Below are 19014 nucleotides of genomic sequence, written 5' to 3' on the forward strand. Positions count from 1 at the left end.
TAGATAATAAAAAATTCAAATTTTTACAATAAATACATTAATGTATTTATTAGGGAGGAAAGTTAAATGAAGTTGATTGCACTTATAGAAAATAAATCTAATAATGATCTTATAGCAGAACATGGATTAGCTGTGTATATTGAATATAATAAAAAGAAATATCTTTTAGACACAGGGTTATCTGACAACTTTGTTGAAAATGCTAAAAAGTTAGATATTGATTTAGAAAATGTAGATGTTGCAATTCTTTCACATAACCATTCAGATCATTCTGGGGGATATGATGGTTTTTTTAATATAAATAAGAAAGCTAATGTATATGTGAGAAATGAAGTGAAAAACAAATGTTATATAAAAATAGGACCAATTAAGAAATATATAGGTATTCCTGAAGGAATTTTAGATAAATATTCAAATAGGTTCATTTATATAGATGAAGATTATAAAATTGATGATGGTGTGTGGCTTATATCACATAAAACTGAGAATTTAGAATCAAGAGGTAAAAAAGCTCATATGTATCGTATGACTAAAAATGGATTAAAGCCAGATGATTTTAAGCATGAGCAAAGTCTAGTGTTTGAAACTAAAAATGGACTAATAGTTTTAAATAGTTGTTCTCATGGTGGTATAGATAATATTGTAAAAGAAGTAAAAAACACTTTTAAAGGGAAGAAAGTATTTGCAGTCATTGGTGGATTTCATTTAATGGGACTTAAGGGACCAAATTCTATGAATATTACAAAAGAAGAGGTAGAAGCATTAGGAAAGAGATTAATTGATTTAGGTGTAGAACATATATACACTTGTCATTGCACAGGCGATCCAGCTTATAAAATACTTAGAAGTACAGTAGGTGAAAAAGTACAATATTTTAGCACTGGAACTATTGTAGAATTTTAAAAAAGTATAAAGCTATGTTATTTAACACTGCATTCTAGAATATGATAATTATAAAGAAGTAAAACTTAATTTTCAATAAAAATAGAATGGAGGTTTATTATGAAGATTTTTCAAATGAAATCAAAGCCACATGGAAATGAAAGGATAAAAGAATTTATTGATGAAAACTTCATATGCATTGGATGGCCTGGAATAGGAAATCTTAAAAATCAAAATAAAGATGAAATACGAAATACATTACAAAATAAATATAAAATTTCAGGTTATAAGCTTGGAAATGCTTTAGGACAAGTTAATACATTTGTTAATACAATGAAAAAAGGTGATGTTGTATTAGTATCTGAAAAACAATGGGCATATATTGGAGTTATTGATGATTATATATACGAAGAACAGTTTGATAATGAAATAGATGCTATGTGTCATAGACGAAAGGTGAAATGGACAAATAAAGTTTTAATAAAAGATTTAAGTAATGATATTCAGAAGTTATTAAGCAATAGAAACACAATATGTCAATATAAAGATGTTGTAGAATCATATAATATAGATAAAGTTTTAGGAAAGAAATGTTTTATAATAAATGATAATATAGATAGACTTGATAATTTACTTTCAGAAGCAATAGCCATATTAGAAGAAGAGTTAAGGTCAGAAGATCCAGAGAGAAGACTTAAAGCAGCATCAGAACTTATACGTTTAAAAAATAATTAGAAAAGGGTGTGTTGTTTATTATGAATCCACAAGCAAATTTATTAAATAGTGCTGGAATATTAAGTTTAGTTGAAGATGAAGTAAAAAATTTTTTATTAAAACATAAAGGGCATGAATATTCATCAAGTGAAATTTATATTAATATGCCTCAATCTATAAAAACACAAATAGAAGGTATAGCAAAAAAATATACAGGTCCACTTAGTTCAGAAGCAGGATATATTGGAGTTGTAGCAGCTATGATAGCAAAAGATATTAAGAACAATATTTCACATAATAGTAAATGTTATTGTCATATTTTAAATAGATATGACGATGGTTTTAAAATTTAATAATAGGTAATGGAATATAATTTGTGATGAAAAATATTCTAGAAACGATGTGATAGCTATGAGAAAAATTTACAAAAAATGTCCTAAATGTAATTCAAGGAACATTATTAAGATATTATATGGAGAACCAACTTATGAACATTATTTAGAAAGTGAAAAAGGTAATCTTATTCTAAAAGGATGTTGTATGCCAGCTGATATAGATATTCCCAAATATCATTGTAAAGATTGTGGATATGAATATAATACCAAAAGAAAGTATTAATTATTTTATTGATTTAAAAGTTTTTAATATCAATAATAAGGGCATGAAATGTGAAATATTAGAATTAATAAATAAACATGTTACAACGTCATTATATATAAATAAACATATAGGAGAAAAAATTGAAGATTGAAAGACAACTAAAAATTTTATTTTATATACTTAATAGAAATTGTGTAAGTGCAAATACGCTTGCTAAAGAATTTGGTGTATCAAGAAGGACCATTTTAAGAGATATAAATGATCTTACTTTAGCAGGTATTCCTATATATTCTGAAATTGGTTCTAAGGGTGGGTACTCTATACAAAGTAATTATAAAATAAATGAAAAAATAATTGATGATGATAATTCAAAGTATATGTTATTAGCACTTAAGAGTTTAAAAGATATTTATGGTGATAAAAAAGTTAAAGAAACATATGAGAAGGTAAAACATATTTTAAAAGACTCTAGTGTAGAAAATATGCTAGAAATTGACCTTTCAGTTATTAATGAAAATGATTATGTTGTAGAAATTATAGATACACTTAAAAACTCAATACAGAACAACTTTGCTATAACTTTTAATTATACTAATTCTCAAAATAAATCAAGTAAAGTTGAAGCAGATGTTTTGCATGTTTTTTATAGGTGGTATTCATGGTATGTATTTGCTTATAATCGTGACAATAAAAATTTTTGTATGTATAAAATTGTTCGTATAAGAAACCTAACAGTTACTAATGAAAAGTGGTTAAGAAAATATAACATTCAATACGAATTAGAAAAATATGAAACAGAGCGAAATGATAGAAATATAAGTGTTTGCATAGAATATGAGAAAGATATGAAGACTTTAGTAGAAGAATATTTTCCAAATGCAACAACTATGGAATTTAATAATGTAATTACTAGTGAATTTAGTATGAAAGGAAATGACTTTATGCTATTTTCTATTATACTTGGATTTGGTGATAAAATAAAAGTACTATCACCACCTTCTTTTGCACTTAAAATTCAGAAACATCTTGAAAAAACATTAAGAGTTTATAAAAACAGTGACAAATAGATGTCACTGTTTTTTCTATATAATATTTTTGTTAAGAAAATTTATATAAAAGAAGGGAAGTAATTAAATGAAAAAAATAATATACATTTATGTTTTAGACACTTTAGCAGATTGTGAGATTGGTTATGTTTTGCAAGCAATTAGTATGCAAAATATGATTAAAGAATCTAAGTACATAATTAAAACTGTTGGTATAAGAAAAGAACCAATTAAGACACTAGGAGGTCTAACATTAATACCAGATATATCAATTACAGAAATAAATGAAAATGAAATAGCAGCATTATTACTACCTGGTGCAAATACATGGCATGATGAAGAACAAAAACTTATTTTAGAAAAAGCTAATTTATATGTAAAAAGAGGAATTTTAGTTGCTGCTATATGTGGTGCAACTTTAGCATTAGCTGAATTAGGTATATTAAATAATCATGCACATACAAGTAATTCAATTGAATACCTTTCTATGTTCTCAAAAAAATATAAAGGTCAATCTCTATACATAAATGAACTTTCAGTAATAAATGATAATGTAATAACTGCAAGTTCCGCTGGTTCGCTACTATGGGCAAAACAAATTATTGAATATCTAAATATTTATTCAGCTAAAACAATACAAGCCTGGTACAACTATTACTTAACAGGTGATGCTAAATATTACGTTAAATTAATGTCTAGTTTTGAGTAAATATCTAAATATAAAAAAGAATTAATATGAACATTTAATTAATCAAAATTAGTGTTATGTTATTAGAATTATAAGAGTAGTTATGATATGATTTTTAATAGGATAATTTACTATTAGAAAATAAATTTTTAAATGATAATATGTGTTTTATATAAATAAGAATGAGTATAAAAGACACTATAAATAAACTATAAGGGAGATTTTTTATGAATAAGACAATTCATATATGTTTTTCACAATCTTCAAGAGGAAGTTTAAAATATGCTATTAATAAAAAAATCATAGAAGGTGAAAAAGTTATATCATTATATGATAATATTTCTGAAGGTCCTATTGAACATTACATAGACGTAGAGAGAAGAATTAGTTGGTTTGAAGAAACAATTAGTAAAGATGAGTATTATTATGAGAATATTGATGAGCTTAGGAAAAATTATATAGAATTTGAAAATGAAATTTCTAAGATAAAGGATAACGACATCATATATTTTTGGCATGGACAAAATGCTATTGAAATTTGTGGATTAATGTACACATTAGAATTATTAAAGGATAAATGGAAAAATGTTTATCTTATAAATGTATCTGATAGGCCTATTGAAGTAAAATATGGCATATACATACCACGATGTACAAGTGAAATTATGCCAGGAAAATTTGGAGAATATATTAAAATAAATAGGAATATAGATGAAGATAAATATATAAAACTATCAACACAATGGAAATCATTAAAAAAAGAAAATTCAAATCTTCGTATTTTTAAAAAAGGAAAAGTTGAAAATGTAAATGAGGATTATTTTGATGCATTTATATTAAAATATACTCCAAAAGAATTTAAAAAATCAGCAAGAATCATAGGTGAAGTACTTGGAAATAGTGAAATTTTAATTTCAGATGTGTATATCTTTTGGAGAGTAAAAGAGCTTATTAAAATGGGAATGATAAGTTACAGAGGAAACTTTGATATTATGAGGGAAATGGAAATAAGTATAACTGAACAAGGATTAGAATATTTAAGAAATTATAATGATGAAATTGAATTTTGGGAAAAAAGAGAAAAAGATGAAGAAGACGAAAACGAATTTATAGAAGAATATATAAACATGGGCAGGCTTGAAGAAAAGATAAATATAGCAAAGAAACTATTAGATGTATTAGAAATAGAAGTAATAGCAGAAAAAACAGGATTAACTATAGGTCAAGTGAGAAATTTAAAACGCTAATTTGTGAAAATAATATAAATGTAAGAGTGAAATCTTGCTATATACTATAATTAATAAGTGTATTAGAATTTTACTAAAAGGTTATAATCATAAATATAACAATAATTAGGTGGTAGTGATAATGTTAATTCCAGTAAAAATACAAAATTCTATAGAAGTTGAAGATGTTGAAATAGAAAATACTAACTTTAAATCTTTAAACTTAAGAGAAGAACATATAGAAGAATTTTTAAGAAAAAATATAGATGTTATTTTTCAGGATGAAAGTCTTCTTGTGGTTGGAAAACAAGTTGTGAATAAGGAAAATGGAAGAAGTGATTTAACAGCAGTAGATGAAAATGGCAATGTTGTGCTTATTGAGATTAAAAGAGATGCTGCGGATATTATACAAAGAAAAGAGGCTTTTGAGTTTCAAGCTATAAGGTATGCTGCAAGTTATGCAAAAATTAAAACTCAAGATGAATTAGTTGATAAGGTTTTTGGAGCATATATTGAAAAGTATAGAGAAGAATTTGAGCTTGGAGATTTAACAGCTTGCGAAAAGGCATCAAGAATTTTAAATGATTTTCTTGAAAAGAATAATTCATTAAAGACTTTTAATTTAAAGCAGAGAATAATACTTATAGCATCATCTTTTGATAAACAAACATTATCAGCATCTGCTTGGCTTATAGAAAATGGTGTAGATATTAGTTGTTTTCAGTTAAGTCCAATGAAAATAGGACAAGAATATTTTATAGATATAAGTAGAATACTACCTCCGCCATCTTTAGAAGATTTTTATGTTGAGGTGGATAGTAAAAAGATATCAAAATATAAGAGCAAGAGTGACACAGCTATAACTAGAACTATACTTCCTGGTATGGATAAGTTATTTCAGTGGGGAATTATCAAAAGTGGAGATATTGTAGTGATTAAAAATAGATACAATTCAGAAGCTACAGTTATTGATAGTAAGTATGTTAATTTTAATAATGAAAAACTTACTTTTAATAAATGGGGACAAAAGGTAACAGGCTGGTCTAGCATTAGAATTTATGACTGGGCTATGATTAAAGGCAATGATAAAACGCTGCATGAACTACGTGAAGAAAAAATGTTATATCTGGAAAATGAAATATAAAAATAACCTAGCAATTGGAGTAAAAGGTTTTCTAATTGCTAGGTTATTTTATTATCTATATTAGATGAATTTGATATTTTATAGGTATAATTGAATAAAATCTTTATCTAAAGATAACTATATTATTAAAAAGTTTTATAATATGAGGTAGTATTTATGAAAATAGAAAGTAAAGCTAATAGATTAATTAATGAAAAGTCTCCATATTTGCTTCAACATGCTTATAATCCAGTCAATTGGTATTCATGGTGTGATGAAGCTTTTGAAAAGGCAAAAAAAGAAAATAAACCTATATTTTTAAGTATTGGTTACTCTACATGTCATTGGTGTCATGTTATGGAACATGAGTGCTTTGAAGATGATGAAGTTGCCAGTAAAATGAATGATAAATTTGTTTGTATTAAGGTTGATAGAGAAGAACGACCAGATATTGATAATGTTTATATGACAGTTTGTCAATCTCTAACTGGTGGAGGGGGATGGCCACTAAGTGTTTTTATAACGCCTAATGCTAATCCATTTTATGCTGGTACATACTTTCCTAAATATTCTAAATATAATATGCCTGGTTTTCTAGAGATTTTAGATACAATGAGCTTAGAATGGAAAAATAATAGTGAAAAAATAGAAAAAGCAAGTTTAGAGTTTATGCATGAAATATCAAAAGAATTTGATTCAGAGGAATATAATGAAGATGTTTCTTTTAAAATAGTTGAAGATGGTTATGAATTTTGTAAAAAAATCTTTGATGGTGTTTATGGTGGGTTTGGTAAAGAACCTAAATTTCCAACACCTCATAAGTTACTGTTTCTTTTAAATTATTATAAGATTACTAGTGAATTAGAAGCACTAAATATGGTTGAAAAAACTTTAGAGGGTATGTATAGAGGAGGTATTTTTGATCATGTAGGATTTGGTTTTTCTAGATATTCTACTGATGAAAAATGGCTAGTGCCTCATTTTGAAAAAATGCTTTATGATAATGCATTACTTATAATAGCTTATTTAGAGTGTTATAAATTAACTAAAAAGGATTTTTATAAGGATGTTGCAATTAAAACTATAGATTATGTTTTAAGAGAACTTAAAGGTAAAGAAAATGGATTTTATTCTGCACAAGATGCAGATAGTGATGGACATGAAGGAAAGTTTTATGTGTTTAACCCATTAGAAATTTGTGAAGTACTTGGAGATGAGGATGGAAAAAGGTTTAATGACTATTTTGATATAACTCCAAGTGGTAATTTTGAAGGAAAAAGCATAGCCAATTTACTATATAATGATAGTTTTGAAAGTAGCAATGAAGAAATTAATAAGTTAAGAGAAAAGGTATTTAAATACAGAAAAGAAAGAACTAATTTATATACAGATGATAAAATACTTACTTCATGGAATGCTTTAATGATAGTTGCTTTATCAAAAGCATATAAAATCCTTAAAAATGATATATATTTAAATGCTGCTGAGAATGCAATTGATTTTATAAAAAGAAATTTAATAAATGAAAAAGGTAGGTTACTTGCAAGATTTAGAGATGGTGAATCTAAATATTTAGCATATTTAGAGGATTATGCTTTTCTTGTATGGGCATTTATTGAAATGTATGAATCAACTGACAAAGAAGCTTATTTGAAAGATGCTATAAAATTTACTAATAACATGATTGATAAATTTTGGGACGAAAATAAAGGTGGATTCTTCTTATATGGAAATGATGCAGAAAAGTTAATTTTAAGACCAAAAGAATTATATGATGGTGCAATTCCGTCAGGTAATTCTGTAGCGGCATACGTGCTTTTAAAATTATCTAAAATTACACAAGATGAAAAGCTTAAAGAATATACTAAAAAGCAAATAAGATATTTTTTTGCTACAGCTAATAAGTCACCAATATCATATACAATGTATTTAAATGCAGTTATAGAGTATTTAAAGTAATTAAAAAAGTTTTAAAATAGAGATTTAAATTCTTTATTTTAAAACTTTTTTTAGTTGTATAGCAAAACTATAGATTTATATTTAATTGTTTTATTACCTTTAGTACATAAAAATCATATAATAAAAATTAAATACTTTTAATTTTGAAAATATTAATTACAACCTTAAGAAATTTGAAAATAACTCGAAAATATTATATATAGTAAACGTAAGATTAAAGTATTTTAGTGAGGTAAAGGAACTATTTGAAATAGTTCCTTTTATAATAAATATAAAAATAATGAAAGAGGTGACATAATGACTATTATAGATATTGTAAGTAAAGCATATTCCAATAACAGAACAATTTTAAGAGCATTAGAGAATATAAGAGATAATTACACAATATTAGTAAACGATAACTATGAATTAGTTATTGATAGTAAGTATGAGTTAAAAGTTAAAATTCCAAGTTTAACAAAAAGAGATGAATTTGAGTACAAAGATATTGGAGATTATGATTATCCATTAGTTATGTGTATGAGAATATCTGAATCTGTTGGAGATAAGAGATGTGGTGAAATTTTAAATAAATTTATGGTATTATACAAAAGTAAATTAGAAATATATTTTAAAGATTTTGGAGTAATAGATAGATTACTAGGAAAAGTAAAAAAACTTAAATATCACATGGAATATATAACATATATGTGTATTGCACTAGGTGTTTTTGGTGGTGGAGCTCTTTGTATTTTCCCAAGTTTTGAGACTATAACTAAACGTATACTAACAGTGGCAATAATTATATGTTTTGGAATAGCTATAATAGAACAATTTACAAAAGAAAACAGAGTTAAAAAGATGGTAGATGCACATATTAGTGTAATAAAAACTGATTGGTATCAAAGACAACTTCAAAAAGAGCACTCATATATATGCAATTATGTTGGAAAAATAAGAGATTAGTAAAAGCACCTATATAGGGTGCTTTGTTTTATTTTACAAAAAGAATATTAGATGTTAAAATTATACATAATATTTACATTTTTAAGGGGGACAACAATGAAGAAGATTGGAGTATTTGAATTAATTTTTATAGAAATTTTGGTTTGTATATTTACTTTTATTTTATTTGGAATAATTGGTGCTATAACAAACTATAATATTACTCGGTTAGGAGAAAGAATTTTTATAGATTCAACTTTAATAATAATTTTATTAATTTATGGAAAGGCAAATAAGAATTCAATTTGTGAAAGATTTAATGATTTCAAAAATAAATTTAATATAAAAGAGATTGTATTACTATATATTACATTAGCTGTTTTTTCCTTTGGAAGTAGTACTGTAATTACAGCTATAATATATAAATTTAATCCTCAAAAGGCAATTAAGATTATGAATGAAAACCATTATGATATAAATAATGGACTAGAATTAATAGGAGCTATAATTGTTATAGCTATTTTAGCACCTATATTAGAGGAACTAGTATTTAGAAGAATAATATTTAAGAGTTTTTCTAGAAATATAGGAATAATTTTTGGAGCAATATTATCATCTATAATATTTGGTGCATTACATTTGGATTCAGCAAAGGCAGGAGCTATGATTTTTGGATTTATAGCATGTATATTATATGAAAAGTATAAAAATATATTAATTCCAATGAGCATCCACATGCTTAATAATACTATTGTAGCTATATTTAACATTGTAGATTTTTTCAATGGAACCTTAAATAAGAATATAGTAAGTAATATAAATCCTACTAAAGACTTAATAATTGGAAGTACACTTTTAATTATAGCAAACATAATACTTGGAAAATATATTTATAACAATAGAGAAGTATTTAAGAAAAAAAATAAGACAATAAGTACTGAACAAGTTAACATATGAATAAAAATAAATCACCCATTTAGGTGATTTATTTTTATTCATATTGCTGCCATTCTAATTGTAATTTTGTAAGAAGTTTTCCTTCAGTTGATGTTATTGTGTGAAGCGTGTTAATTTTATCATTTTCATTTTTTATCACTTCAGTTGAAATATGTATAGTATCTCCATAAGATGTTTCCTTTTTAAATAACACCTTAATATTTGATAATCTATAGTTATTCACTATGTCCTCTGGTAATGTGTCAATTGACATCTCAATGTACTTTACATTATTAACATGGTTATTAGAATCAATATCACTATATCTTATAGAATATTCTTTAGAATACTGTGCATTTTCAAGTGATATTAAATCATCTAACACAACAGTTTTATCAAATTCACCAGTAATTCCATAGATATCATATTGATCTGGTGTTATTCTAAGAGGACGTCTTTTTTCAGCATCAATTACTATAGCTGTAGAAAAAGCATCTCCTATAATTTTGCCGTCGGAGTTTTTTATAGTGTAATTTCTATATCCATAGAATTTTTTAATTCCAATAGCCTCAGTATCAACAGTTATCACATCTTTAAATTTAGGATATTCATATATATTTATATCATATTTTAGAAGCACCCAAATGCAACTGTTATGAATTATTCCTTCCTTAGTTTCACCTAATGATTCAGATTGTGCAATCACAACATCCCATAAGTAATTTAATAATGATGAGAACTTACATTTCATTGTAGAATCTACATCATAAACGTTTACTTTATAGTTTTTTTCAAATCTATTACTCAAAAATATTACCCCCTCAAAAATACCACTATTATTTTAAAATAACATAATATGAATTTATATTCAATAACTATATTAAAATTGAATTTGTTTAACATAGTTTATAGAGTATAAAATTATTTTTTGATTATAAAAAGGAACAAATTACTTGAAAAGTATTAAAAAAGAATATATAATAAATGATAATTTTAATATATTTAAATTTGACTTATATAAGTTCATAATCGGTTGAACGTTTCTACCAACTACCGTAAATAGTTGATTATAAGTTAATTCTTTTGTGGAGTTAACTTATAATCAGTAATTGCGGTAGTTTTTTATGTAAATTATAAAGTTGATTCTGTAATAAAAAAATAATAAATTTTAGTAAGGTAAGGAGAAATTATGTTAATTAAAAATATTACACTAATAGATGAAAATTATGATGTTATAAAAGACACTAATATATTAATAGAAGAAAACACTATAATATACATAGGTAAAGAAATTCCTAAATATTATCATGGTGAAGTTTATGATGGAAAAAATAAAGTTGCATCTCCAGGATTTTTTAATACTCATTGCCATGTGCCAATGACATTACTTAGAGGTTATGGTGAAGGACTGCCACTTGATAGATGGTTAAGCGAGAAAATATGGCCATTTGAAAAGCTACTTACAAATGAAGATTGTTATTATGGTTCACTTTTAGGTATTGCAGAAATGATAAAAAGTGGAGTTGTTTCTTTTAATGATATGTATTTTAACTTAGAAGGAATCTCAAAAGCTGTTTTTGAATCAGGAATTAAAGCTAATTTATCTTATGGTTATGCAGATATAGAAGGAAGAAAAGATTATTTTAATGGTCCAGCATATAAAGAAACAAAAGCATTAAATGAATACATAGAAAGCATTAATAGTGATAGAATTAAAGCAGATGTTTCAATACATGCAGTATATAGTTCTTCAGAAGAATCAGTTAGCAAAATATCTGAGTATTGTAATAGTAGAGGCATGAATATGCATATTCATTTATCTGAAACTGAACTTGAAGTAGCAGAATGTAAAAAAAGATTTGGATTAACACCAGCAGAATATTTCTTGAATTGTGGTACTTTTAGAAGCAATACAACAGCAGCACATTGTGTTTATCTTGAAGGTGATGATTTTTCAATACTTAAAGAAAACAATGTATCAATTGCACATTGCCCAAGTAGTAATTTAAAACTTGGAAGTGGTATAGCCCCTTTAAAAACTATGATGGAGCATGGAATTAATGTAACTATAGGAACAGATGGTGCAGCAAGTAATAACAACTTGAATATGCTAGAAGAAGTTAACTTAGCAGCATTATTACATAAGGGAACTAATAAGGATCCTCTATTTTTAAACTCAAAAGAAATGATGAAAATTTCTTCTTTAAATGGTGCAAAAGCTCAAGGAAGATTTAATTCAGGCGTAATAAAAGTTGGAAATAGAGCAGATATAGTAATTTATGATTTTGATAAACCACATATGCAACCTATACATGATGTATTAGCAAATATACTTTATTCTGCTGAGGCAAATGATATATGTTTATCAATAATAGATGGTAAAATAGTATACAAAGATGGTGTATTTACTAATATAGATATTGAAAAAGTTTATTATAATGTAAATAGAATAAAAAATGAAAAACTAAAAATCATAAATAAGTAAAAAGTATAAGAAAGTAGTCATTAATTTGGCTACTTTTTTTATTTAGTAAATGTGATTTTGTCACAGTATAATTTATATTAAAAGAATATAATAATTTAAACAAGAAAAACTATTAATGTAGTGGAGGTAAAATTGATGTTTTCAATTTTTAAGAAGAATAGTATAAAGTCAATTTTAATAAGTGAATTAGATGAAAAGTTAAATGAGATTAATTTAATAGATATAAGAGAATCATATGAGACAAGTAAAGGGTTTATTAAAGGTTCTAAAAAAGTTCCAATGAGCACTTTACTGAATAACCCTGAAAAATGTTTAAATAAGAAAGATGAGTATTATATAATTTGTCAATCAGGTATGAGAAGCTTAAGAACCTGTAAAATATTAAATAAACTTGGTTATAATGTGTTTAATATAAAAGGTGGTTTCGGATCATATACAGGTAAAAATATAAAAAGATAAAATCTATTTATTGTAGAAAAGAGGTAAGTAGTTATGGCTAAAAAAATATTAATAGTTGGAGGGGTGGCTGGAGGTGCATCAGCTGCTGCTAGATTAAGAAGATTAAATGAAGATGACATAATAATCATGTTTGAAAAAGGACCACATGTATCATTCTCAAATTGTTCCTTACCGTATTATTTAAGTGGAGTTGTTGATGAATGGGAAAAACTTATTTTAATGAATCCTAAAAAGTTTATGTCACAATATAAAATAGAAGCAAGAATTAATAATGAAGTTTTAAGTATAGATAGAAAAAATAAAAAGATAATAGTTAAAGATTTAATAAAAAATGAAATATATGAGGAATGTTATGACAAATTAATTTTATCTCCGGGAGCAAATCCTATAGTTCCTAAAATAGAAGGTATGGATAAGACAAATATATTTACTATAAGAAATGTAGTAGATATAAAAAATTTAAATGATTTTATAAAGAAGGATAAATATAAAAATATTGCAATTATCGGTGGAGGGTATATTGGCGTAGAAGCAGCAGAAAATTTAAATAAGGCTGGCTATAATGTTACGCTAATTGAGGCAATGTCACAAGTATTAAAAACTTTTGATTATGATCTTGTTCAAATTTTTCATAAAGAAATGATGGATAATGGAATTAATTTGATATTAAATGATAAAGTTGTTGGATTTACTGAAAATGAAGTTTTACTTGAATCTGGAAAAAAAGTTCAATCAAAAGTAGTTGTAATGGCAATAGGTGTTACTCCAGATACAACTTTAGCAAAAGAAAGTAAACTTGAAATTGGAAAGACAGGTGCAATAAAAGTAGATTCAACTTATAAAACTAATGATAATGATATATATGCCATTGGAGATGCAATAGAAGTATTTAATCCATTAATAGAAGATGTAACAAAAATTTCTTTAGCTGGGCCAGCTCAAATTGCAGGAAGAGCTGTAGCTGATAAAATAAATGGAATTCCAGTTAATAATGTAGGGTTTATTGGTTCATCTGCTATAAAAGTATTTGATTTTAATGGAGCAACTACTGGATTAAGCGAAGGTCTTATTAAAGCATTGAATATGAATATTAGCTATGATGTTGTACATTTAATAAATAATGATAAAGTAGGAATTATGCCAGATAATAGTAGTATTCATTTTAAATTATTATTTGAAGTACCAACAGGTAAAATTTTGGGAGCACAAGCTATTGGAAAAGGTGATGTTACAAAAAGAATTGATGTAATAGCAACAGCAATTTCATTTGGCGCTACTGTAGAACAACTTAAAAATATAAATCTCTGTTATGCACCACCATTTGGAACAGCAAAGGATATTGTGAATTTTGCAGGCTATATTGGTTCTAATCTTTTAAATAAAAACTTTAAGCAAGTAAGAGTTAATAAAATAAGAGATTTAATTGAATCAGGCGCATGTATAATAGATGTAAGAGAAACAAACGAATATAATAATGGTCATATTAAAGGAGTTAAAAATATTCCATTTAGTGAAATTAGAAATAGAATAGATGAAATTCCTAAGGATGAACCAGTATATCTTCATTGTAGAACAGGACAAAGAAGTTACAATGTATCATTATTATTACAAAATTTAGGACTTGACAATATATATAATATTACTGGAAGCTTCTTAGCTTTAAGCTATTATGAATACTTTAATGACAAAACATTAAATAGAGACAGCATATTAACTGATTATAATTTTAATTAAATAACTTATCACATAATTAGAAAACATTAAATTTAGAGTTTATTAATAAAAAAACTCATAAAAGCAGCTAATAGAGATAAATCTATTAGTTGCTTTTCTTTATTATAGAGTAATTTGAGCTTTAAAATTTATTACTTTCTAAGTAGTTATATAATAAATTAAATAAAAACTTAATAATTTACCTTAAAAAAATATATAAGTTAAGTTGCAAAACAAGTTGTAAGGAAATAATATAATATTATGTAAAAATATAATTAAAATGTATATTTAAAACAAATAAGGTGATAAAATATAAGAGTTGAATATCAGAAAATTCAGTTTAATATAGTTTGTTAGAAATTTTAATTATACTATTTAATAAAAAAGGAGGAGAAATTAGTGAATTACAATGTTGATTTAATTGCAAGTAGTGCAATTAACATAGTAATGCTTTTAATTCTACTATATTTAATTTTTAATAATACTGTTATGTCATCTAAAACAATGAAAGCATATATAATTGTAACTATTATGACTATTATAATTATAATTGCAGAAATAGCTACAAATATATTTGATTTATCTGGATCTAAATTTCGTACTTATAATATAATTGCTAATATTATTGGGTTCTCAATTTCTCCTCTAATTTCTGTGATATTAGCAGTGGTATTTGATGAAAAATTATATAAAAAAATTAAATATATTATAATACCAAGTATTTTAAATGCAGCAGTATTTATTTTATCTCCATGGACAAGTTGGACATTTTCTATATCAATGAATAATGAATATTCTAGAGGACCATGTTTTAGTGTTTACGTAGTAACATATATATTTGGATTAATAATTCTTATGATTTCTAATTATAATCAATGTGCTAAATTTCAACTTAGTGAAAAAATATTCTTAGTTATACTTTATTTAATTATAATAATTGGAACAACTATTCAAGTTTTATTTCCAAGTATACATTCTACTTGGCACAGTATAAGTTTAGTTCTTGTTATGTATTATCTTTTTCAAAGAGAATTACAATTTAAATATGATGTAGTAACTAATTTATTAAATAGACAAGAATTTGAGAAAAATTTGAAGCATATAAAGAAATCAAAAAACATAGGAGTGATTTTACTTGATTTAGATAATTTCAAAAAAATAAATGATACTTATGGTCATTTAGTTGGAGATTATTGTCTTAAAATATCAGGAGAAATAATTAAAAAAAGTTTTAGTAAAATAGGGCATTGTTACAGAATTGGTGGAGATGAATTTTGTGTTATTGCACCTAATATAGAAGAAAATGATATAAATAAATGTATAAAATGTATGATAAATGATATAGATGATGCCAGAATAAATGATCCAGTAATGCCTACAATTTCGTGTGGATATAGTATTAGTACTAGAAATGCAAGTCAGGACATACTAAAGTCTGTGGAAGAAGCCGATTCTAATATGTATCTATGTAAAAATATGAGTAAATAAAAGTGATATAGGACACATTATTTATAAGTTTAATAATGTGTCCTTAATATTTATTTGCTTAAATTTGAGTTCATTCTATTACAAGAACCTTTACCATCTCCTCTTAAACCTTTATTTAATCCATAATTAGGCTTTTCAGATTTATTTTCTCCAGGAGTTGTACAAGTACTAGATCTTTCTATCATATCTTTTTTTATTTCTGCAGCTCTTTCTTCAGTAATAGTGCCATTTTCTAAAGCAGCATCAACCCTTTTAAGTTTATCATCTAATACAGATTGTTTTGCATCTTCAAATGATAAGCCACTATCCATAAGAGTTTCAACTTTTGTATTTGTATTATTTGTGTTTTTATTCATTGTTGAATTATTAGCTGCAAAAGTTAAAGTACTACCTCCTATTACAAGAACACAAGTTAATGATAATGCTAAAATTGATTTTTTCATAAATGATCAACCTCCAAATTTAATATTTAATCTATGTTTAAATTTTAAATTTTTAATGTAACAAATATGTCACAAGAGTTTAATATTTTTATAAAAATAAATTATTTAAAAGATTTTAGTGATATCCAAAACTCAACACCATCACAATGATTTATAACACCGTACGTTCCATTGTGTAATTTACAAATTTGAGCTACTATAGTTAACCCAAGACCGACTCTTTTTTCTTTAAAATTACGGACTTTATCAATTCTAACAAAACCATTCCATATGTTTTCAATATAAGTATTAGGTATATTTAATCCACTATTAAATACTGAAATTAAAATTGAATTATCTATATTTTTAATAGATAAATGTATTATTTTATTATTATCAACATGGCTTATAGCATTATTAATATAGTTTTGAATAGCCTGTTCTATTCTTATTTCATCACAAAATGAATATGATTTTTGAAAATCTATAGAAAGATTTATTTGATGTTTATTAAAAATTAAAGAATTTTTCTTAATTATTTTTTCTAATAGTTCATCAATACAAACTTTTTTTAAGTTTAACTTAAATGTATTAGATTGAAACTTATATAAGTCTAATAAATCATTTACTATAACACTCATTCTTTCAGACTCATCATTAATTATATTAATATAATAACTCATATCATCGCTACTTAAAGGTAAATCTTCGTTTAAAATTTGAGCATATCCAGATATAACAGCTATTGGACTTTTTAATTCATGAGAAATAGAAGATATAAATTCTCTTCGTAATTCTTCATTTTTCTTTTCATCTTCAATAAGAGTTATTAATTTAGAATTTTTATTTTTTAATTCAGTTAATGTAGTATTTATTTTATTTGAAAGTATGTTTACACTAGTGGCCAAATCACCAAGTTCATCTTTAGTTTTAACAATTATTGGGTCAGAAAAATCTAAATTACTTATTTTTGCAGTTTTCATTGTTATATCTATGATTGGTTTAGTAAATTTTCTTGCAAAAATTGAAGTAAGTAAAATTATTATAAATGTTATTGGTATAAATATATTTAAAAGCAATGTAACAGATTTTATTGCTGCATCATCTATAAAGTTAATAGATATTTCAACAGTAATTTCGAAATTATTAATAGTGCTAATTATAGATAAAAAATTTACACCTGTAGATCTATCATGGATAATTTCTTCAATCATACCATTTTCTAATGTAGTACTTTCAACTACCTGAAATCGATTTAAATGATTGCCCATACCTTGTCCGTTACCATTTTTGTGAGTTGAAAACACAGTTTTTCTAGAAGATAAGTTATTAATTTTAATTTCAACATTATATTTATTTGATATAGAAGGAATAACATTTTCATAGCTAATTGAACTACTATTTTTTAAAGTGTTTTGGATTTCAATACTTGCATTTTGCATATCCAATAGGCGTTCTTTTTTAAAATATGTTTTAAATGTTAAACCATAAATTAAAATACCACATAAAAATATAGTTAAAATTAATAGGATTCCAATTATTAATTTTTGTTTAATAGACTTCATTATTATTCACCTAATTTATAGCCATATCCTCTAATAGTCTGTAGATATGTAGAGTAAGCTCCAAGTTTATTTCTTAAACGATTGATATGTGTATCAACTGTTCTTGTGTCACCAAAATAAGTATCACCCCAAATACGAGTTAACAGTGTATCTCGACTTATAACTATATTTATATTTTTTAAGAAATATAATAATATAGCATATTCTTTAGGATTTAAATCAACATTAATATCATCAAGTTTAACTGAATGTGTAGCTTCATCAATAGATATACCTTTAAAAGTTAATAAATTATTATTACTTGGCTTTAATAAGCGTTTAATTCTAGCTAGTACTAGTGCAATATTAAAAGGTTTAGTTATATAGTCATCAACACCAATATCAAATCCAAAAAGTTCATCCAAATCACTATCCTTTGCAGTAAGCATAATTATAGGGACATTTGATGTTTTCCTAATTTCTTTACAAACAATCCATCCGTCATATACAGGCATCATAACATCTAATATGACTAAATCAACTTGATAATTCTTAAAACTTAATAAAGCATCTTCACCATTATTTGCAGTTATTACACCATAACCGTTAAACTTTAAATAATCAGATAATAATTTTAAAATTCTTTCATCATCATCTGCAATTAAAATATTCATAACATACACCACCTTAAATACAAAAATTAGATTTTATAACAATTATATAGGAAACTTAACTTTATTAATAATAAAAAATATCGTAAATAAAGCTAAAGTTTTTATATTTTATTTTAAACAAAATGAAAGTA

Annotated in this window: 19 protein-coding genes and 1 riboswitch; of the genes, 15 read left to right on the plus strand and 4 right to left on the minus strand. The window is 25.0% G+C overall.

What is annotated here, in order from left to right; all coding sequences use genetic code 11:
• The first annotated feature begins 66 nt into the window (after positions 1-66).
• The 11 genes from BN346_RS12065 (at position 67) to BN346_RS12115 (ending at position 10119) form a co-directional block, all read left to right on the plus strand.
• On the plus strand, positions 67-903 hold the full coding sequence (locus BN346_RS12065) for an MBL fold metallo-hydrolase (protein ID WP_040328884.1): 837 nt from the start codon (positions 67-69) through the stop codon (positions 901-903).
• A 99-nt stretch (positions 904-1002) separates the two neighbouring features.
• Positions 1003-1617 (plus strand): hypothetical protein, encoded by a 615-nt coding sequence (locus tag BN346_RS12070; RefSeq protein ID WP_051540359.1) that lies wholly within the window; start codon positions 1003-1005, stop codon positions 1615-1617.
• Between the two features lie 20 nt (positions 1618-1637).
• The gene (locus BN346_RS12075; protein ID WP_040328885.1) at positions 1638-1949 is read left to right on the plus strand and encodes a hypothetical protein; all 312 of its coding nucleotides are present in this window, start codon (positions 1638-1640) and stop codon (positions 1947-1949) included.
• 58 nt (positions 1950-2007) lie between these two features.
• Positions 2008-2214, plus strand: coding sequence for a hypothetical protein (locus BN346_RS12080; RefSeq protein ID WP_040328887.1), 207 nt, complete (start codon positions 2008-2010; stop codon positions 2212-2214).
• Positions 2215-2336: 122 nt separating this feature from the next.
• On the plus strand, positions 2337-3263 hold the full coding sequence (locus BN346_RS12085; RefSeq protein ID WP_040328889.1) for a helix-turn-helix transcriptional regulator: 927 nt from the start codon (positions 2337-2339) through the stop codon (positions 3261-3263).
• A gap of 67 nt (positions 3264-3330) precedes the next feature.
• Positions 3331-3951 (plus strand): DJ-1/PfpI family protein, encoded by a 621-nt coding sequence (locus BN346_RS12090; RefSeq protein ID WP_040328890.1) that lies wholly within the window; start codon positions 3331-3333, stop codon positions 3949-3951.
• A 206-nt stretch (positions 3952-4157) separates the two neighbouring features.
• A complete protein-coding gene (locus BN346_RS12095; protein WP_040328891.1) occupies positions 4158-5177 on the plus strand; it encodes a DUF1835 domain-containing protein in 1020 nt (339 codons plus the stop codon).
• Between the two features lie 121 nt (positions 5178-5298).
• A complete protein-coding gene (locus tag BN346_RS12100) occupies positions 5299-6300 on the plus strand; it encodes a PDDEXK family nuclease (RefSeq protein WP_040328892.1) in 1002 nt (333 codons plus the stop codon).
• 156 nt (positions 6301-6456) lie between these two features.
• Positions 6457-8238 (plus strand): thioredoxin domain-containing protein, encoded by a 1782-nt coding sequence (locus BN346_RS12105; protein ID WP_040328894.1) that lies wholly within the window; start codon positions 6457-6459, stop codon positions 8236-8238.
• A gap of 297 nt (positions 8239-8535) precedes the next feature.
• A complete protein-coding gene (locus BN346_RS12110) occupies positions 8536-9183 on the plus strand; it encodes a hypothetical protein (protein ID WP_040328895.1) in 648 nt (215 codons plus the stop codon).
• A gap of 96 nt (positions 9184-9279) precedes the next feature.
• Entirely contained in the window at positions 9280-10119 is an 840-nt protein-coding gene (locus tag BN346_RS12115; protein ID WP_040328897.1) for a CPBP family intramembrane glutamic endopeptidase, read from the plus strand.
• Positions 10120-10153: 34 nt separating this feature from the next.
• Here BN346_RS12115 and BN346_RS12120 read toward each other — a convergent pair whose 3' ends face one another.
• The gene (locus BN346_RS12120; RefSeq protein WP_040328898.1) at positions 10154-10906 is read right to left on the minus strand and encodes an acyl-[acyl-carrier-protein] thioesterase; all 753 of its coding nucleotides are present in this window, start codon (positions 10904-10906) and stop codon (positions 10154-10156) included.
• 185 nt (positions 10907-11091) lie between these two features.
• A riboswitch (purine riboswitch) is annotated at positions 11092-11188 on the plus strand.
• 99 nt (positions 11189-11287) lie between these two features.
• Between BN346_RS12120 and BN346_RS12125 the strand changes: the two genes are divergently transcribed.
• The 4 genes from BN346_RS12125 (at position 11288) to BN346_RS12140 (ending at position 16243) form a co-directional block, all read left to right on the plus strand.
• On the plus strand, positions 11288-12583 hold the full coding sequence (locus tag BN346_RS12125; RefSeq protein WP_040328899.1) for an amidohydrolase: 1296 nt from the start codon (positions 11288-11290) through the stop codon (positions 12581-12583).
• Between the two features lie 135 nt (positions 12584-12718).
• Positions 12719-13042, plus strand: a complete 324-nt coding sequence (locus BN346_RS12130) for a rhodanese-like domain-containing protein (RefSeq protein WP_040328900.1) — start codon at positions 12719-12721, stop codon at positions 13040-13042.
• Between the two features lie 33 nt (positions 13043-13075).
• Positions 13076-14776, plus strand: a complete 1701-nt coding sequence (locus BN346_RS12135; RefSeq protein WP_040328901.1) for an FAD-dependent oxidoreductase — start codon at positions 13076-13078, stop codon at positions 14774-14776.
• Between the two features lie 378 nt (positions 14777-15154).
• Positions 15155-16243 (plus strand): GGDEF domain-containing protein, encoded by a 1089-nt coding sequence (locus tag BN346_RS12140; protein ID WP_040328903.1) that lies wholly within the window; start codon positions 15155-15157, stop codon positions 16241-16243.
• Positions 16244-16293: 50 nt separating this feature from the next.
• On the opposite strand, the gene BN346_RS12145 is transcribed toward BN346_RS12140, so the two are convergent.
• The 3 genes from BN346_RS12145 to BN346_RS12155 form a co-directional block, all read right to left on the minus strand.
• Positions 16294-16686 carry a hypothetical protein gene (locus BN346_RS12145; protein ID WP_051540361.1) on the minus strand — a complete coding sequence of 131 codons (393 nt, stop codon included), beginning with the start codon at positions 16684-16686 and terminating at the stop codon, positions 16294-16296.
• 101 nt (positions 16687-16787) lie between these two features.
• The gene (locus tag BN346_RS12150) at positions 16788-18230 is read right to left on the minus strand and encodes a sensor histidine kinase (protein WP_040328904.1); all 1443 of its coding nucleotides are present in this window, start codon (positions 18228-18230) and stop codon (positions 16788-16790) included.
• Between the two features lie 2 nt (positions 18231-18232).
• Entirely contained in the window at positions 18233-18883 is a 651-nt protein-coding gene (locus tag BN346_RS12155; RefSeq protein ID WP_040328905.1) for a response regulator transcription factor, read from the minus strand.
• Positions 18884-19014: the final 131 nt, after the last annotated feature.

The sequence above is a fragment of the Clostridium ihumii AP5 genome, from assembly GCF_000612845.1.
In the GTDB taxonomy this organism is placed as follows: Bacteria; Bacillota; Clostridia; order Clostridiales; family Clostridiaceae; genus Clostridium_J; species Clostridium_J ihumii.

Excerpts from the sequence above, each read along its gene's own strand:
- BN346_RS12100 (WP_040328892.1), top strand. The coding sequence starts at position 5,299 with ATGTTAATTCCAGTAAAAATACAAAATTCTATAGAAGTTGAAGATGTT.
- BN346_RS12090 (WP_040328890.1), top strand. The coding sequence starts at position 3,331 with ATGAAAAAAATAATATACATTTATGTTTTAGACACTTTAGCAGATTGT.
- BN346_RS12080 (WP_040328887.1), top strand. The coding sequence starts at position 2,008 with ATGAGAAAAATTTACAAAAAATGTCCTAAATGTAATTCAAGGAACATT.
- BN346_RS12145 (WP_051540361.1), bottom strand. The coding sequence starts at position 16,686 with ATGAAAAAATCAATTTTAGCATTATCATTAACTTGTGTTCTTGTAATA.
- BN346_RS12075 (WP_040328885.1), top strand. The coding sequence starts at position 1,638 with ATGAATCCACAAGCAAATTTATTAAATAGTGCTGGAATATTAAGTTTA.
- BN346_RS12150 (WP_040328904.1), bottom strand. The coding sequence starts at position 18,230 with ATGAAGTCTATTAAACAAAAATTAATAATTGGAATCCTATTAATTTTA.
- BN346_RS12155 (WP_040328905.1), bottom strand. The coding sequence starts at position 18,883 with ATGAATATTTTAATTGCAGATGATGATGAAAGAATTTTAAAATTATTA.
- BN346_RS12110 (WP_040328895.1), top strand. The coding sequence starts at position 8,536 with ATGACTATTATAGATATTGTAAGTAAAGCATATTCCAATAACAGAACA.
- BN346_RS12070 (WP_051540359.1), top strand. The coding sequence starts at position 1,003 with ATGAAGATTTTTCAAATGAAATCAAAGCCACATGGAAATGAAAGGATA.
- BN346_RS12125 (WP_040328899.1), top strand. The coding sequence starts at position 11,288 with ATGTTAATTAAAAATATTACACTAATAGATGAAAATTATGATGTTATA.
- BN346_RS12130 (WP_040328900.1), top strand. The coding sequence starts at position 12,719 with ATGTTTTCAATTTTTAAGAAGAATAGTATAAAGTCAATTTTAATAAGT.
- BN346_RS12065 (WP_040328884.1), top strand. The coding sequence starts at position 67 with ATGAAGTTGATTGCACTTATAGAAAATAAATCTAATAATGATCTTATA.
- BN346_RS12105 (WP_040328894.1), top strand. The coding sequence starts at position 6,457 with ATGAAAATAGAAAGTAAAGCTAATAGATTAATTAATGAAAAGTCTCCA.
- BN346_RS12095 (WP_040328891.1), top strand. The coding sequence starts at position 4,158 with ATGAATAAGACAATTCATATATGTTTTTCACAATCTTCAAGAGGAAGT.
- BN346_RS12135 (WP_040328901.1), top strand. The coding sequence starts at position 13,076 with ATGGCTAAAAAAATATTAATAGTTGGAGGGGTGGCTGGAGGTGCATCA.
- BN346_RS12115 (WP_040328897.1), top strand. The coding sequence starts at position 9,280 with ATGAAGAAGATTGGAGTATTTGAATTAATTTTTATAGAAATTTTGGTT.